Origin of the sequence: Streptococcus oralis (assembly GCF_023611505.1) — a bacterium.
In the GTDB taxonomy this organism is placed as follows: domain Bacteria; phylum Bacillota; class Bacilli; order Lactobacillales; family Streptococcaceae; genus Streptococcus; species Streptococcus oralis_CT.
Genome location: NZ_CP097843.1, coordinates 625,145 through 640,944, shown reverse-complemented (window position 1 = coordinate 640,944; position 15,800 = coordinate 625,145). Strand labels below are relative to the sequence as shown.

The window sequence follows — 15,800 nt, the reverse complement described above, 5'->3', positions numbered from 1 at the left end:
CTTATCCCTCTTTCTCTAACCAATTTTCTAGAACTTGATAAACACCAGCCTGGCTGTTAGCTGGTGCTAGTGCAGTCGCAACTGCCTTGGCCTCATCATCTGCATTTTCCATCGCATAGGCAATACCAGCCATCTCCAACATCTCGACATCATTTTCACTGTCACCAAAAGCCATAACTTGTTCCGATTGCAAATTCCAGCGCTTGAGTAATTCTTCCAATCCCCAAGCCTTGTGAACACCAGCCTGTAGGATATCGATACAACCATAACCACTGGAAACAGCTCTTACATGCCCATCAAAGAGATCATTGATTTCCTGCAAAACAGAACTAGAACGTTCTTCACCGACGACCATGCTCATCTTTAACACTCCACCGAAGAGGTCCGAGCTGAGCTCTTCAACAAAGTTTGTATGCCGATAGAGTTTTTCAATCATCTCAGGAGTCATAAATTTATCAAGTTCTGTAAAAACAGTTCCTTTCTTGACAAAACTCCCATTCATACTAGTGACAACAAATTGATCTCGACACTCCCTCCCTTTAAAATGAACTAAAGCCTTGTCAACCATAGCATCATCCCAAGTCTGTGCTTGAATCAGTTTATTATTTTCAAAAATACGCGCCCCATTGGCAACTACTAGGATCACTCGTTCAGCCAAGTGTCCCAATAGTTCTCTCATACGATGAACTTCATTCCCCGTCGCAATGACAAAACGGATATCCCTTTGATCCAGCTGATCTAAAATCTTTTCCAAGCGGGGCAGATCCAGCTGACCTCTCGGGTCTAGCAAGGTTCCATCCATGTCTGTTGCAATTAATTTAATCGTCATCCTATCTCCTTTAGGGTGAGCACCTACCACTTCAACCCTACATGTTCATTCATTTCTTTATAGGCCGTGTCAATTCGTTCCTTGGTCGCCTCGTCCAACTGATCACGATGACTGCCTCCCTCGATGAAGTCCTCTAGGATATAGGTCTGATAGAGGAAGAGCGGATAGCCTTCTGGAGAGTAAGTTCCTTTTGGAGTTCGATTAACCCAAGTTGGATGCGCTTTGGCAGTTTCAATCCTAGTCTTGCCATCTTTTTTCTTAATGGTCACATCCATGAGAACTCCTCGCTCCGTCCATTTGGCATTTTCCTCGTCTTGCATGGTTTCAATGCGTTGATTTGAGAGGAAATTTCCCATGGAATAGATGATCAATTTTTTGTCACCATCTTTTTCAACGGTTTCAGCAGGTTCAACGACATGAGGATGCCCTCCAAAGATAATATCAGCTCCCCAGTCAATCATCTTGTGGTACAGTGTTTTCTGTTCTTCCGTTGGTTCTAATTGGTACTCAATTCCCATCTGAGGCATGATGACAGTAATATCCGCTTCTTGCTCAGCTCGTTCAATTTCTGCCTTCATCTTATCTTCATTCAGGTCAGAAAGATAGCGATTATAATCCTCTTGAGAGATATACTGCTCAATGCCATTAAAACCGTAAGAATAGGCCAGGAGAGCTACCTTGATACCATTGACTTCCTTGATAACTAGCGGAGCTTGGTCACGGGATTCATGTGTATAGACTCCTATGGGTGTCATTCCTGCCTTTTCAATAGCTTCTGCTGTCGAAACCACTCCCTCTATCTGAGAATCCAAGATGTGATTGTGAGCCAAGTCTAGAACTTGATAGCCTGCATCTTTGATCGCATCCATGACTTCTCCAGGTGCATTAAAGAGAGGATAACCTGCCAAATAGTGATCCTTGTTCACCGTTCCTTCAAAGTCACCAAGCACTAAGTCCGCTTGCTTGAGCCATGGTTTTACATATTCAAAATTTTCGTGGAAATCGTAGCTACCGTCTTCTTTCAGAGCCGTTCGGTAGATAGGAATATGGTAGAGAAGGTCACCATTTGCCATGATACGGGCTGTCGTTTCATCAGACTGATCTTCCTTGGATTGACCAGACGTCCGAGCAGAATCAAGAGTTTGACCACTCGGACTTGTTCCCTTGTTCCCTTGTACTGCTTGGCCCAACAAGTTCAGCCCCATAGACAAGGTAACTGCAAGTAGCAACACCGTAATAAACTGAGCATTTGTCCAAGATTTATAATTCCTAAAGAAACCAATACCACTCTTCAACAATCCAAAAATAGGACCATGAGACCGTCTATCTTGTCGCTTTTCCATCTTTATCCCCCCCTTGCTTTTACTGCAAGCCTTTTCTTCTATTATACCACAGACAAAAGAGGAATACCGTTTATTATATTATTTTTTAGGAACTTCTGTGACTTTCTTTCTCGTCTATTTTGTGTTATCATGTAGAGGTAATGAAAGGAGAGAAAATGTCTGCTATAGAACGTATTACAAAAGCTGCTCATTTAATTAATATGAACGATATTATCCGTGAGGGGAATCCGACTTTACGCGCGGTTGCTAAGGAGGTCACTTTCCCACTGTCTGACCAGGAAATCATCCTTGGAGAAAAGATGATGCAATTCCTCAAAAATTCTCAGGATCCTGTTATAGCTGAAAAGATGGGGCTCCGCGGTGGGGTTGGATTGGCCGCTCCTCAGTTAGATATCTCAAAACGCGTTATCGCTGTTTTAGTGCCAAATATTGTGGAAGAAGGTGAAACTCCACAGGAAGCCTACGACCTGCAAGCTGTTATGTACAATCCAAAAATCGTCTCTCACTCTGTTCAGGACGCCGCCCTCGGTGAAGGAGAAGGGTGCCTATCTGTCGACCGTGTAGTTCCAGGCTATGTTGTTCGTCATGCCCGTGTCACTGTTGATTACTTTGACAAGGACGGAGAAAAACACCGTATCAAGCTCAAAGGATACAACTCTATCGTTGTCCAACATGAAATTGATCATCTAAACGGAATCATGTTTTACGATCGTATCAATGAAAAAGATCCCTTTGCTATCAAAGATGGACTCCTCATCCTCGAATAAAGAAAATCCCGTTGCAAGACGGGGTTTTGTGTTATAATAGAGGCATGAAAACAAATGATATTGTCTATGGCGTCCACGCCGTTACAGAAGCCCTCCTTGCAAACACAGGAAACAAACTTTATCTCCAAGAAGATCTAAGGGGAAAGAATGTTGAAAAAGTCAAGGAACTAGCTACTGAGAAAAAGGTATCCATTTCTTGGACTTCAAAAAAATCCCTCTCTGAAATGACCGAAGGTGCTGTCCACCAAGGTTTTGTTTTACGAGTGTCCGAATTTGCCTATAGCGAGTTGGATCACATCCTTGCAAAAACACGTCAAGAGGAAAATCCACTTCTATTGATTCTGGATGGTCTAACTGACCCCCATAATCTAGGTTCTATCTTAAGAACTGCTGATGCGACCAATGTTTCAGGTGTCATCATTCCCAAGCACCGTGCTGTCGGAGTGACTCCTGTCGTTGCCAAAACGGCCACAGGTGCTATTGAGCATGTACCGATTGCCCGAGTGACCAACCTCAGTCAAACCCTAGAAAAACTCAAGGATGAAGGATTCTGGACCTTTGGAACGGATATGAACGGTACTCCTTGCCACAAGTGGAATACAAAAGGGAAAATCGCCCTCATCATCGGAAATGAAGGAAAAGGCATCTCTAGCAACATCAAAAAACAGGTCGATGAGATGATTACCATTCCCATGAATGGACATGTTCAAAGTCTCAATGCAAGTGTGGCCGCAGCCATTCTCATGTACGAAGTTTTCCGAAACAGACTATAAAAAAGTTTCCAATCACTTGATTGGAAACTTTTTTGCTTAACTATGTTCTGTGATAAATTTATAGGCTTCTTGACCAGCGATAGCCCCATCCCCAACTGCTGTTGTTACTTGGCGAAGGTCTTTCTGGCGAACATCTCCAACCGCAAAGATACCTTCAATGGCTGTCTTCATGTGGTTATCTGTTACAATCCAGCCTGACTGGTCTTGAATATTCAATTCTTTAACAAAATCGCTAACAGGATCCAAACCAACATAGATAAAGACACCTCCAAAGGCTTGCTCTGTTACTTGACCTGTTTTCACATTTTCAAATACGACAGATTCTACTCGGTTTTCACCCTTGATTTCCTTAACTACAGAGTCCCAGATAAAGTTGACTTTCTCATTTGCAAAAGCACGGTCTTGCAAGACCTTTTGAGCACGAAGTTGGTCACGACGGTGAACGATAGTAACAGTCTTGGCAAAGCGAGTCAAGAAGAGAGCTTCTTCTACCGCTGAATCTCCACCACCGACTACGAGCAAGTCTTGGTCACGGAAGAAAGCTCCATCACAGACTGCGCAGTAAGAAACACCACGACTATTCAGTTCTTCTTCTCCGGGAACACCCAAGAGACGGTGTTTTGACCCAGTTGCCACGATGACAGTACGGGTTTCGTAAACTTGATCATCAGTGATTACCTTCTTATAGTCCCCCTGGTCTTCAATATTTTCAACATAGCCATAAAGATGCTCCACTCCAAGGTTTTCAAGTGGTTCAAACATTTTTTCAGCCAATTCAGGGCCACTGATGTTGGCATAACCTGGATAGTTTTCAATATCAGATGTATTGTTCATTTGCCCGCCCGGCAGACCACCTTCAATCAAAGCCACTTTCAGATTGCTTCGGGCAGCATATAAGACAGCCGTCATTCCCGCAGGCCCAGCACCGATAATAATCGTATCGTACATTTTGATTCCTTCTTTCTTGTTGTAACTATCTTTATTCTAACTCATTCTTGCTGATCACGCAAGGATTATGCCTTGAAAACCAAGAGCAAACTCATGACGGCAAAGGATAACACCGGAACGACCAAAACTCCAATCATAATCATATCATAGAGATGAGCTTGACGAGCCTTGGCTGTCTTGTCCACACCAGACATGGCTCTCAATCCAATCCAAATCCCCAAAAAAATTACAACCAGGATGGTCGTTAAGATCAAACTCTCGAAATATAAAGAAAACAGTTGCAGCAGCATGATCTCTCTCGTTTCTATCTTTTTTAAAGAGTAAACTCAGCTAGTCCAACTAACTGAGTTTTCCTTTTTCTATTATATCAAATATAAGTCCGTTTGTAACTAGCGAAGAATTCTTTTGTTCGTTCTTCTTTCGGATGATTGATGATTTCATCCGGTGTGCCAGACTCGATGATTTTCCCCTTATCTAGGAACAAAATCTTATCTGCAACTTGGGCTACAAAAGACATGTCATGACTAACCAAAATCATGGTCTGACCTGACTTGGCAGCATCTGCAATAGACTTTTCTACCTCACCGACCAATTCTGGGTCGAGGGCTGAAGTGGGTTCGTCCAAGAGCAAGACATCTGGTTTCATAGCAAGCGCACGCGCGAGGGCAACCCGTTGCTTCTGTCCACCTGATAAGTGGCGAGGATAATGGTTTTCACGGTCAGAAAGACCAACCTTGGCCAACTCTTCCTTAGCGATTTTGGTTGCTTCCTCGTCCGATAATTTCTTAACAACAACCAAACCTTCCTTGACATTGTCAAGAGCAGTTCGGCGCTCAAACAAATTAAACTGTTGGAAAACCATAGACAACTTGCGACGAAGGGTTAGGATTTCTTCTTGGCTAATCTGAGAAAAATCAACTTTAAAATTGTCAATCTGAATCGTTCCACTATCTGGAGTTTCAAGGTAGTTCAAACTACGAAGAAAGGTTGATTTCCCAGCTCCAGATGAACCAATCAAAGCCACTACCTCACCTTTTTGGATATCTAAGTTTAGATGATTCAAGACTGTCTGTCCTGAAAAGGATTTGCTTAAATTTGAAATCTTAATCATTAACGAAGGTCCCCTTTCACATCTGTAGATACTGCACCCGGCGCTGAAATAGCCATTTTTCTCTCGATGAAACGACCGAGGCTTTCAATTCCGATATTGACTACCCAATAAACAAGGGCTACGGAGATGAAACGCTCAAAGTAACGATAATCTGCTCCACCCAAAATTTGAGCCTGGGCAAAGACTTCCACAACCCCCGCACTAAAGGCTAGAGAAGTTCCCTTGGTCAAACCGATAAGAGAGTTAATCAAAGTCGGTGTCGCTACCACCGCTGCATTGGGAATAATCACACGACGATAAACTTGAGCACGAGTCATACCCAGACTACGCGCCGCCTCAATTTCACCTGGGTTAACAGAAAGGATGGCTGCACGAATCGTTTCACTTGCATAAGCCGCCTCATTAAAAGCAAAGGCCACAATCGCAAAAAACGCCGCTGGAATCGCATTGATATTAAAACCAGTTCCCCATTGTTGATTGAGTGCTTTCAGAGCAAGTGGAATCCCGTAGTAGGTCAACATAAGTTGGACTAGGATTGGGGTGCCTTTTAAGAAGCTGACAAAAAAGGCCTGCAAGGGATATAGAATCTTAACACGATTGATTTTAACAATGGCGAAAACCAAGGCCAGCACCAAGCCAAAAATCGCACCTCCAAGCGTCAACATCAAGGTTGTAGGCAGTTGTTGGACAATCCTTGGAATTCCATCAAAAACCGAACGCAAGCTAAAGAGCTTACCATCCGGAATGAGCTGCATCAAACTTTGGTACCAATCTGATGCTAAAAATGTTGTAACAGTCATAAAAACATCCTCTCCTGATAATGATTCATTCTACCATACTTCTGCTCACAAGCAAATTATTTGCTACGGGTAAAGCAGACTTTGTCTACCTTCTAGTTTATCACACTTTAAAACAGGGAAGCTATATATTTTACCTATCAAGGAGATAGATAAAAACTATTTCAAGCCCAGTTCCCCGTAGGATTTTCTATAGCCGATTTGCTTAACAGCACCATTTTCCACTAAGATTGGGCGTTTTAACAACATGCCATCACTAGCCAGAAGCTTGGCTGCTTCTTGTTTTGACAAACTTCCCACCTTATCTTTCAGGCCCAGTTCACGGTATTTGATCCCGCTGGTATTGAAAAATTGTTTCACTTCAAAACCGGAAGTTTCTAACCAGTTCAAGATCATTTCTTCACTTGGTGTTTCTTCTACAATATGGATATCTTGATAGTCAAGTCCGAGTTGGTCTAGTTCATTTTTTGCTTTCTTACAAGTTGAACATTTTGGGTATTCGATAAATTCTAACATCTTCTTTTCTTTCTATTTTTTATTTTCTTGAAATGCTGCACCTTCATGTTGCAAGAGCCAGGCTTTCTTTTCGACTCCCGATGCATAGCCTGTCAGACGATTGCCTGATCCCAGCACACGGTGACAGGGTACGAGGATGGACCAAGGATTACGCCCCACTGCTCCGCCAATAGCTTGGGCAGAATCCACCTGCAAATCTTTCGCTATTTGACCGTAAGTCACTGTTTGACCATAAGGAATGCTCTGTAAGTAGGCCCAGACCCACTTTTCAAAATCCGTCCCAATGGGAGCCAAGGGTAGTTTTGACAAATCCTGGGATTGCCCATCAAAGTAAACATCTAAATGGGAAACAATTTGATCCAATATCGGATGACTGGCAACCTCTTCTATCTGTTCAGCTGTCAAACCTCTCTCAAAATGAGTTTGGTCCTGTACCCAAATTCCATACAGATATTGCTCGTCAGCAACTAAGGATAAGGTTCCAATTGGCGACGGGTAGAGCATTTTTGCGTACCTTTTTCCCATCATTTTTTTAATTTCTGATAGGCCAAGCGTTCCCCATCAACTGGAACTTTACCGACCTGTTGGAAACCTAGCTTTTCAAAGATATGCTGCATGGCCTTGTTTTGTGCATGCGTATCTGAACGAAAATCTAGGTAATCAAATCCTTCAATCAAGCCTTCTAGGAAAGTCTGAGCAACACCTTGTCCTTGTACATCTGCTGCCACAGCGATACGGTGAAAGACCAGATATTCTGATTCTTCCCCCTGCCAACTTCCTTCATAAATGGCTTCATAGGCTTCCTCTGGGCTCTTGGTCACAGCAGCATAGGCTAGCAGTTCTCCCTCTTCCAAGGCCACATAAGCTTGGCCTGAGATAATATCATCAATAATGATGTCAGCATTTGGATAGCCATTTTGCCACTGGCCACTACCAGACTTAGCTAAACACTTTTTGGCATCCTCCATCACCTGCATAATCGCATCTACTTCGTTTGGAAAAGCTAAACGAATCTCCATCTCTTCCCCTCATTTCTAACTAATTTCTCTCATCATAGCATAATTTAAAGCTTTCTACAAGCAGTTGAAACTTGACTTTTATTTTTTATTATTTTATAATCTAGTTATCGAAACTAGATAAAAAGGAGTTGGAAATGAATTCTAACTTTTCCTACCCAAAATGGGAAGACATTCCAAACATTGACCTCTATCTGGATCAGGTTTTGCTTTATGTCAATCAAGTCTGTGCCCCTATCTCTCCAGATAAAGACAAGGGGCTAACAGCATCCATGGTCAATAACTATGTCAAACATGGTTACCTGACAAAGCCTGACAAGAAGAAATACCAACGCAAACAGATTGCCCGTTTGATTGCCATCACTACTCTCAAGTCTGTCTTTTCGATCCAAGAAATCGCCCAGACACTTAATACTCTACAAACTCAAGCAAGTTCAGACCAGCTCTACGATGCTTTTGTGGACTATATGAACCATGGGATTGATCCAGAAAATCCTATTATCCAAACTAGCTGTCAAACGGTTAAACTCTATCATCAAACTCTGGACTTAATCCTTATCAAAGAAGAGGAGGAAAACCAATGAATACCAGTCTAAAGCTCAGTAAAAAACTCAGTTTTGGAGAGGAAATTGCTAATAGCGTGACCCATGCTGTAGGTGCCGTTATCATGCTCATCCTACTCCCTATTTCATCCACCTATAGTTATGAAGCACATGGATTTTTATCGTCTTTTGGCGTTTCTATCTTTGTTATCAGTCTATTTCTCATGTTCCTCTCGTCAACCATTTACCACTCTATGGCCTATGGTTCGACCCACAAATACGTCTTGCGAATCATCGACCATTCTATGATTTATGTGGCTATCGCAGGCTCTTATACGCCCGTCGTCTTGACTTTGATGAATAACTGGTTTGGCTATCTGATCATTGCCATTCAGTGGGGAACAACCATCTTTGGCATCCTCTATAAAATCTTTGCTAAAAAGGTCAATGAGAAATTCAGCCTTGCCCTTTACCTGATTATGGGCTGGTTGGTTCTAGCTATCATTCCTGCCATTATCAGTCAAACAACGCCAATTTTCTGGAGTCTCATGGTAACTGGCGGACTCTGTTATACAGTTGGAGCTGGATTTTACGCTAAGAAAAAACCTTATTTCCACATGATTTGGCATCTCTTTATCCTAGCGGCATCTGCACTTCAGTACATCGCCATTGTTTATTACATGTAAAAAAGTTGAGAATCTTTTCTCAACTTTTTTCTTTACACATATTGATAAAACACTGGTGCAAGCGAGCATCATCTGTCAATTCTGGATGAAAAGAGGTTACCAGCATATTTTTTTCTTGCGCAGCAACGATTTGATTATCAACTGTTGCTAGAATTTCTACACCCTCTCCAACACTACTGATAATCGGACCACGGATAAAGGTCATGGGAATCTGACCGACTCCCTTACATTCTGCCTCTGTATAGAAGCTTCCTAGTTGGCGCCCATAGGCATTACGCTCAACTACTATGTCCATAGTCGCTAGATGACTTTCTTCCTGAGAAGTGATTTCCTTAGCCAGCAAAATCAAGCCTGCGCAAGTACCAAAAACTGGAAGTCCAGATAAAATAGCTTCTCGGATGGGAATCAACATGTCCTGGTCACGCAAGAGTTTGCCCATAGTCGTAGACTCGCCTCCTGGCAAAATCAAACCTGACAAGTCACTCTGATATTGTTCAAAATCCTCTAAATTTCTGATTTCAACACTAACAACACCTAACTTTTCTATCACTTTTGCATGTTCTGCAAAGGCACCTTGCAAGGCCAATATTCCAATTTTCATCTATTTTCCTCGCTCAGCCATGAGAATTTGGATTTCATTCTCATTAATTCCAACCATAGCTTCCCCTAGGTCTTCAGAGATTTGAGCCAAAATTTGAGGATTTTGGTAGTTGGTTACGGCTTTAACAATAGCACTTGCTCGTTTAACAGGATCGCCTGACTTGAAAATACCTGAACCGACAAAGACGCCCTCTGCCCCCAATTGCATCATTAACGCAGCATCTGCTGGTGTTGTCACACCTCCGGCTGCGAAGTTGACAACTGGTAATTTTCCATGTTGGTGGACGTATTGGACTAATTCAACAGGGACTTGCAAGTCCTTGGCAGCCACATAGAGCTCATCTTCGCGTAGATTTTGAATGCGGCGAATTTCTTGATTCATCATACGCATATGGCGAACGGCTTGGACGATATCTCCTGTACCCGGTTCTCCTTTTGTCCGAATCATGGAAGCTCCCTCAGCGATACGACGCAAGGCTTCACCCAAATCCTTAGCTCCACAGACAAAAGGAACTTGGAATTCTTTCTTGTCCACATGGAAACGATCGTCTGCTGGAGACAGCACTTCACTCTCATCGATATAGTCAATCTCAATAGCCTCTAAAATCTGAGCTTCAACAAAATGCCCGATTCTGACCTTGGCCATCACTGGAATACTGACCGCTTCTTGGATTTCCTTAATCATCTTTGGATCACTCATACGAGAAACTCCACCAGCTGCACGAATATCAGCTGGAATCCGTTCCAAGGCCATAACAGCTGCCGCACCAGCAGCCTCTGCGATACGAGCCTGTTCAGGGTTCTGAACGTCCATGATAACCCCACCTTTGAGCATCTGTGCCAAGTTTTTATTTAGTTCATAACGATTTTCAGTCATTTCTTTATCCTCATCATTTGTATTGGTAGCTACCATTTCATTTTAAGCCAGATTAGAATGAAGTACAAGATAGAAAAACAATAATTGTCTGGGTACAGTAACATAAAAAACTATCTGACCTTAATTTAAGGCCAGATAGCTCAGCTATTGTTATTTTTCAGCTGTAAGTGCAGCCATTGTAATGTAGTTGTATGGTTTGTTGAAATGTGGCAAGAAGAATAGGTCTGTCAATGCCAACTTATCAATTGTCACATGTTCTTGGATAGCAAGCGAGAACATATGGATTCCCATACTGATAGCAGAATCACGTGATACCATTTGAGCGCCAAGAATTTCGCGACTGTCTTTGTCAAAGACAATCTTGATGGCAACCTCGTGGTTGTCATGCTTCATAAATTCTGGTTTTTGAAGATCGTTAAAGCCAGTTTCAGTTGCATTGTAACCTGCTGCTTTTGCTTTTTCAAGAGTCAAACCAGTTGAAACCATGTGAAGACCATAGATTGAAATACCGTTTGAACCTTGCACACCGATTCCTTCCAATTCATGTCCACAAGCGTTATAAGCACCAACGATACCAGTACGTACAGCATTAGATGCAAGAGCGATGTAGCTTGTATCTTTACGAGCATTGTCATAAACAGTTGCACAGTCACCAACAGCGTATACACCTGGGATAGATGTTTCTTGTTTCTTGTCTACAAGGAAGGCACCGTTGCGGAAAAGTTCAATCTTACCATCTGCAAGAGCTGTGTTTGGACGGAAACCAACAGCAAGAACCACCATATCCACATCAAATGTTTCTTTGTCTGTTACCAAGCGTTCAACTTTACCATCACCTTGGATTGCTTTAACTGTTTGACCAAGTGCCAAGCGGATGTTATGGTCTTCCAAGTTTTTCGCCATCATTTGGGTAAAGTCTTTGTCATAGTAGCCGTTCAAAACAGTGTCTACAATATCAACAAGCACCACTTCTTTTCCAAGACGTTCGAAAGCTTCAGCCAGCTCAACACCGATATAACCACCACCAACAACGGCAATGCGCTCAAGGTGTTTGCTCTTGTCAGCAAGTTTTTCGATGACTTCTTCTGCATTTTGGTACAACTTAACAAATTGTACATTTTCAAGAGTTGCTTTGAATTCGCGGTTGCCCTTAACGATTTCAACACCTTCAATTGGAGGCAAAATTGGAGTTGAACCAGTAGCAAAGATTAATTTATCATAAGACTCTTTGTGTTCTTTACCTTCAACTTCAGCAGTCACAACTTTGTTATCGTAGTCAATTGAAAGAACTGGTGAGTTCATGTAAATTTTAGCACCTTTTGCTTCCAATTTTTCTTTATCAGAGTAGAAGAGACCTTCTGGGCCATCAATTTGTTCCCCGATCCAAAGCGCCATTCCACAACCAAGGAATGAAATATTTGAGTTTTGGTCAAATACTACGATTTCGTTCTCATGACCAAAGTTATCCAACATCGTATTAATACAAGCTGTACCAGCGTGGTTAGCACCAACTACAACGATTTTACTCATAGAAAAATTCCTACCTTTAATTTTTGATTTACTATTCTAGTATATCATTTACTGTTAGCGTTTACAAGACATTTGCTCAGAATTCTCTTTTTTTCAGAAAAAAATACACTTATTATTAACAGGCCTTATTTTTCTATCGTTTTCGTTCTAATTTTGAGCATATTTCTTGACTTTTTGTCAAAATTCATTTGTGAAAACGCTGACTTTATGGTATGCTAGTTATATGGAAATAAAATGTAAGGGGTTTAATTTTTCTTTAACCAACTTATATTGAATGATTTCCTATGAAAAGAAAGGAGCTGGTAGCTTGCCTCTTCATTCACGTTCTGAACGGCTAATGGGAACAACTATCACGATTTCATTAGTAGATGAGCGGGCAGAAATCCTGCTTCAGGGCGCTTTTGACTTGCTCAAAGAGCTCGAATACCGCTTCAACGCCAATAGTCAAGAATCCGAACTGATGGAAATCAACTACCAGGCTGGAATCACACCTGTTAAGGTTCATCCTGACCTGTTTGAACTGATTGCTCTTGGACTAGAGCACAGCCTAGCTCCCTCTAGCCATCTAAATATCAGTATCGGTCCCTTGATTCAAACCTGGCGAATCGGCTTTGCAGATGCACGACTTCCAGAGTTAAACGAAATCGAAGCTGTCTTGCCTCTAGTTAACCCGCATTTTATTAAGTTGGATCCGACTAACTCTACTATTTTTTTAGAGAAGAAAGGAATGAAGCTTGATTTAGGTTGTTTAGCCAAGGGCTATAGTGCAGATAAGGTTGCCCAGTATTTGAAAACACACGGTGTCACCTCTGCCTTGATCAATCTCGGAGGAAATATCCTCACCATCGGGAATAACCAAGCCAAAGAAGGGAAAGCCTGGCAAATCGGTATTCAAGATCCGCGAAATCCTCGTGGCAATCATCTCCTAACCATTCCTGCTTCTAACAAATCCGTTGTTACTTCAGGTATCTATGAACGTCACCTGACAGTAGATGGAAAAGACTATCACCATATCTTTGATAGTGAGACAGGATTTCCTGTCGAAACCAATCTTGCTAGCCTAACGATTGTCTCTAGTAAATCCATTGATGGTGAGATTTGGACAACCCGCCTTTTCGGAGAACGAAGCGCTTCTATCCTCTGGCAAGTCGAAAGTATAGATGGGATTGAAGCCATCCTCATCGACAAAGAGGGACGCCTTGCATGTTCTTCAGGCCTTCAAAATTGTATTATGTAAAAAGAGAAAGGAAATCTCATGCTAAAACTTATTGCCATTGTTGGAACGAACTCTAAACGTTCTACAAACCGCCAACTGCTCCAATACATGCAAAAACACTTTGCTGATAAAGCTGAAATTGAACTCGTTGAAATCAAGGATATCCCTGTTTTCAATAAGCCAGCAGATAAGCAACTTCCAGATGAAATTCTTGAAATTGCTGCTAAAATTGAAGCATCTGACGGTGTGATTGTCGGTACTCCTGAGTACGACCACTCTATCCCTGCAGTTTTGATGAGCGCTCTTGCTTGGCTATCTTACGGTATCTACCCACTTTTGAACAAACCAATCATGATCACTGGTGCTTCCTATGGTACACTTGGTTCATCTCGTGCCCAATTGCAGCTTCGTCAAATCTTGAACGCTCCTGAAATTAAGGCAAATGTTCTACCAGATGAATTCTTGCTTTCTCACTCTCTTCAAGCATTTAACCCAAGTGGCGACTTGGTTGACCTTGATGTTATTAAAAAATTTGATGCCATCTTTGATGACTTCCGTATCTTTGTGAAGATTACTGAGAAATTGCGCAATGCACAAGAATTGCTTCGCAAAGATGCTGAAGAATTCGACTGGGAAAATTTGTAAGATAGGAGACCGAAAGAATGAAATTTGTTGGACTTGTTGGATCAAACTACGATCAATCATATAACCGCAAACTCTTGGAATTTATCCGTCGAAATTTCAAATTCAAATTTGAATTAGAAGTTCTTGAAATCGACGAAGTTCCAATGTTTAACCAAGACGAAAAATGGGACGAAAGCTTCCAATTGCGTTTCTTGTATAACAAGATTACACGTGCTGATGGTGTCATTATCGCTACTCCTGAGCACAACCACACTATCTCAGCTTCACTCAAATCTGTACTCGAATGGCTTTCATACGAAGTTCATCCATTTGAAAACAAGCCTGTTATGATTGTGGGTGCATCATACTATGACCAAGGAACATCACGTGCCCAAGTTCACCTTCGTAAAATCCTTGACGCTCCAGGTGTTAATGCCTACACGCTTCCAGGTAACGAATTCCTTCTTGGTAAAGCTAAGGAAGCTTTTGATAACGACGGAAATATCACCAATGAAGGAACTGTTAAATTCCTTGAAACTTGCTTAGATAACTTTGTAAAATACGTAGGAGTCGTTTCGAAATTGAAAAAACCAAAACCAATCGAACCAGAAGACTTGGATTGTGGAAAACCAATCGCTACAACCATCACAGAAGTTGATCCTGACGATCCAGAATGGGTAGAAAAAGTTGCTGCAATCACTGGAGCTGTTTCTGGTGATACCTATGTCAAACTGGACCACGGTATCCTGACAGTTAACCAAATTGATATGTTCTTGAAAGCTATGCCATTTGAATTGACATACGCTGACGATAACAACCAATTCCTCTACTACAATAACGCTCACCAAGATCCAGACACCATGTTTGCCAAACGTGTACCACCTCAATCAGGTAACCGTATGTCGACTGTTCACAATTCTCTTCCACCAGCACGTATGAAGAATGTAGAGTGGGTTATCGGAACACTTCGTAACGGAAACCAAGAATACGTCCGTACAATCGTTCCAGGTTCTCCTGCAGGTGTCATCAACACCCACAACTACCAAGCGATGTACTATCCTGACGGATCATACGCTGGTATCAATGAAATTGTCTTTAACTTCCAACCATGGCTTGACTGGTACCTAAAAGAGACTGGTCAACGTTTGGTAGGTGGTAGCGGACCATTTGCTCCTGCCGCTGGAGGTCATGGGGATGCTGATGCTACTTCTGGTGCTTCTGATTCAGGTGACGCTGGAGGCCACGGTGGTGGCGCAGACGCTACTTCTGGCGCAAGCAACTAAGAAACACAAAAGGAGCCAAATGGCTCCTTTTTTTTATTGCAACAGAAAAGGGGATTGTAAATCATCTACAAACCCCTTTCATTTTATGAGTTAGGATCATCCAAACTACGACCATGTAAACCTTTTTCACGTTGCACTTGGCGTAGTTTTTCTGGCGTTACGTCATTTCCTTCCTCGTCCACAATTTTAATTCCTTCAATATGGTGACGAACAGCACGACGATATCCTTCAATGTATTCCTCACGAAGTTTAGCTTGTTCCACTTTTTCAGCAGAAGTTAAGCCTTCTGTTTTTTTCTTTTTAGCGAGCTCGTTGATACGAGCGATTTTTTTTGAATCCATG

General features: G+C 42.0%; 20 protein-coding genes. 7 read left to right on the top strand and 13 right to left on the bottom strand.

Annotated features, from left to right (window positions below):
- Position 1 precedes the first annotated feature (1 nt).
- The gene (locus M9H69_RS03420; protein ID WP_250315913.1) at positions 2-829 is read right to left on the bottom strand and encodes a Cof-type HAD-IIB family hydrolase; all 828 of its coding nucleotides are present in this window, start codon (positions 827-829) and stop codon (positions 2-4) included.
- Positions 830-852: 23 nt separating this feature from the next.
- Positions 853-2,172 carry a CapA family protein gene (locus M9H69_RS03415; protein ID WP_250315912.1) on the bottom strand — a complete coding sequence of 440 codons (1,320 nt, stop codon included), beginning with the start codon at positions 2,170-2,172 and terminating at the stop codon, positions 853-855.
- Positions 2,173-2,327: 155 nt separating this feature from the next.
- Here M9H69_RS03415 and def point away from each other — a divergent pair, with 155 nt between their 5' ends.
- Together def and rlmB are read left to right on the top strand one after the other, a co-directional pair.
- Entirely contained in the window at positions 2,328-2,939 is a 612-nt protein-coding gene (gene def, locus M9H69_RS03410) for a peptide deformylase (protein WP_250315911.1), read from the top strand.
- Positions 2,940-2,983: 44 nt separating this feature from the next.
- Positions 2,984-3,712: a 23S rRNA (guanosine(2251)-2'-O)-methyltransferase RlmB gene (gene rlmB, locus M9H69_RS03405; RefSeq protein WP_195215510.1), complete on the top strand. Its 729-nt coding sequence runs from the start codon at positions 2,984-2,986 to the stop codon at positions 3,710-3,712.
- A gap of 36 nt (positions 3,713-3,748) precedes the next feature.
- On the opposite strand, the gene trxB is transcribed toward rlmB, so the two are convergent.
- The 7 genes from trxB to M9H69_RS03370 all read right to left on the bottom strand — a co-directional run bounded on the left by trxB (position 3,749) and on the right by M9H69_RS03370 (position 8,103).
- Positions 3,749-4,660, bottom strand: a complete 912-nt coding sequence (gene trxB / locus M9H69_RS03400) for a thioredoxin-disulfide reductase (protein ID WP_250315910.1) — start codon at positions 4,658-4,660, stop codon at positions 3,749-3,751.
- Positions 4,661-4,725: 65 nt separating this feature from the next.
- Positions 4,726-4,950, bottom strand: coding sequence for a DUF4059 family protein (locus tag M9H69_RS03395; RefSeq protein ID WP_000926603.1), 225 nt, complete (start codon positions 4,948-4,950; stop codon positions 4,726-4,728).
- 77 nt (positions 4,951-5,027) lie between these two features.
- The gene (locus tag M9H69_RS03390) at positions 5,028-5,771 is read right to left on the bottom strand and encodes an amino acid ABC transporter ATP-binding protein (protein WP_061597819.1); all 744 of its coding nucleotides are present in this window, start codon (positions 5,769-5,771) and stop codon (positions 5,028-5,030) included.
- Positions 5,771-6,571, bottom strand: a complete 801-nt coding sequence (locus tag M9H69_RS03385; RefSeq protein ID WP_061597820.1) for an amino acid ABC transporter permease — start codon at positions 6,569-6,571, stop codon at positions 5,771-5,773. Before M9H69_RS03385 ends, M9H69_RS03390 begins: the two co-directional genes overlap by 1 nt.
- Positions 6,572-6,727: 156 nt before the next feature.
- Positions 6,728-7,084 carry an arsenate reductase family protein gene (locus tag M9H69_RS03380; RefSeq protein WP_250315909.1) on the bottom strand — a complete coding sequence of 119 codons (357 nt, stop codon included), beginning with the start codon at positions 7,082-7,084 and terminating at the stop codon, positions 6,728-6,730.
- Positions 7,085-7,096: 12 nt separating this feature from the next.
- Positions 7,097-7,612 (bottom strand): methylated-DNA--[protein]-cysteine S-methyltransferase, encoded by a 516-nt coding sequence (locus M9H69_RS03375; protein WP_198006243.1) that lies wholly within the window; start codon positions 7,610-7,612, stop codon positions 7,097-7,099.
- Positions 7,609-8,103, bottom strand: coding sequence for a GNAT family N-acetyltransferase (locus M9H69_RS03370; protein ID WP_000405849.1), 495 nt, complete (start codon positions 8,101-8,103; stop codon positions 7,609-7,611). Before M9H69_RS03370 ends, M9H69_RS03375 begins: the two co-directional genes overlap by 4 nt.
- 134 nt (positions 8,104-8,237) lie before the next feature.
- On the opposite strand from M9H69_RS03370, the gene M9H69_RS03365 reads away from it, so the two are divergent.
- Together M9H69_RS03365 and trhA are read left to right on the top strand one after the other, a co-directional pair.
- Positions 8,238-8,684 (top strand): DUF1836 domain-containing protein, encoded by a 447-nt coding sequence (locus M9H69_RS03365; protein WP_250315908.1) that lies wholly within the window; start codon positions 8,238-8,240, stop codon positions 8,682-8,684.
- A complete protein-coding gene (gene trhA, locus M9H69_RS03360; protein WP_001097972.1) occupies positions 8,681-9,328 on the top strand; it encodes a PAQR family membrane homeostasis protein TrhA in 648 nt (215 codons plus the stop codon). Before M9H69_RS03365 ends, trhA begins: the two co-directional genes overlap by 4 nt.
- A 19-nt stretch (positions 9,329-9,347) precedes the next feature.
- On the opposite strand, the gene pdxT is transcribed toward trhA, so the two are convergent.
- The 3 genes from pdxT to nox all read right to left on the bottom strand — a co-directional run bounded on the left by pdxT (position 9,348) and on the right by nox (position 12,335).
- Entirely contained in the window at positions 9,348-9,929 is a 582-nt protein-coding gene (gene pdxT, locus M9H69_RS03355; RefSeq protein WP_250315907.1) for a pyridoxal 5'-phosphate synthase glutaminase subunit PdxT, read from the bottom strand.
- Positions 9,930-10,805: a pyridoxal 5'-phosphate synthase lyase subunit PdxS gene (pdxS, locus tag M9H69_RS03350; protein WP_250315906.1), complete on the bottom strand. Its 876-nt coding sequence runs from the start codon at positions 10,803-10,805 to the stop codon at positions 9,930-9,932.
- A 150-nt stretch (positions 10,806-10,955) separates the two neighbouring features.
- Positions 10,956-12,335 (bottom strand): H2O-forming NADH oxidase, encoded by a 1,380-nt coding sequence (nox, locus tag M9H69_RS03345; RefSeq protein WP_250315905.1) that lies wholly within the window; start codon positions 12,333-12,335, stop codon positions 10,956-10,958.
- A 307-nt stretch (positions 12,336-12,642) separates the two neighbouring features.
- On the opposite strand from nox, the gene M9H69_RS03340 reads away from it, so the two are divergent.
- Genes M9H69_RS03340 through M9H69_RS03330 form a run of 3 tightly spaced genes read left to right on the top strand, consistent with a single transcriptional unit; the run spans position 12,643 to position 15,458 of the window.
- Positions 12,643-13,572 carry an FAD:protein FMN transferase gene (locus M9H69_RS03340; protein WP_284453903.1) on the top strand — a complete coding sequence of 310 codons (930 nt, stop codon included), beginning with the start codon at positions 12,643-12,645 and terminating at the stop codon, positions 13,570-13,572.
- Between the two features lie 18 nt (positions 13,573-13,590).
- Positions 13,591-14,196, top strand: coding sequence for an NADPH-dependent FMN reductase (locus tag M9H69_RS03335; protein WP_250315903.1), 606 nt, complete (start codon positions 13,591-13,593; stop codon positions 14,194-14,196).
- Between the two features lie 17 nt (positions 14,197-14,213).
- Positions 14,214-15,458 (top strand): NAD(P)H-dependent oxidoreductase, encoded by a 1,245-nt coding sequence (locus M9H69_RS03330; protein ID WP_000673667.1) that lies wholly within the window; start codon positions 14,214-14,216, stop codon positions 15,456-15,458.
- 83 nt (positions 15,459-15,541) lie between these two features.
- Here the strand turns inward: M9H69_RS03330 and M9H69_RS03325 are convergent, their stop codons facing one another.
- The gene (locus tag M9H69_RS03325) at positions 15,542-15,799 is read right to left on the bottom strand and encodes a DUF896 family protein (RefSeq protein WP_000377481.1); all 258 of its coding nucleotides are present in this window, start codon (positions 15,797-15,799) and stop codon (positions 15,542-15,544) included.
- Between the last annotated feature and the right edge of the window lies 1 nt (position 15,800).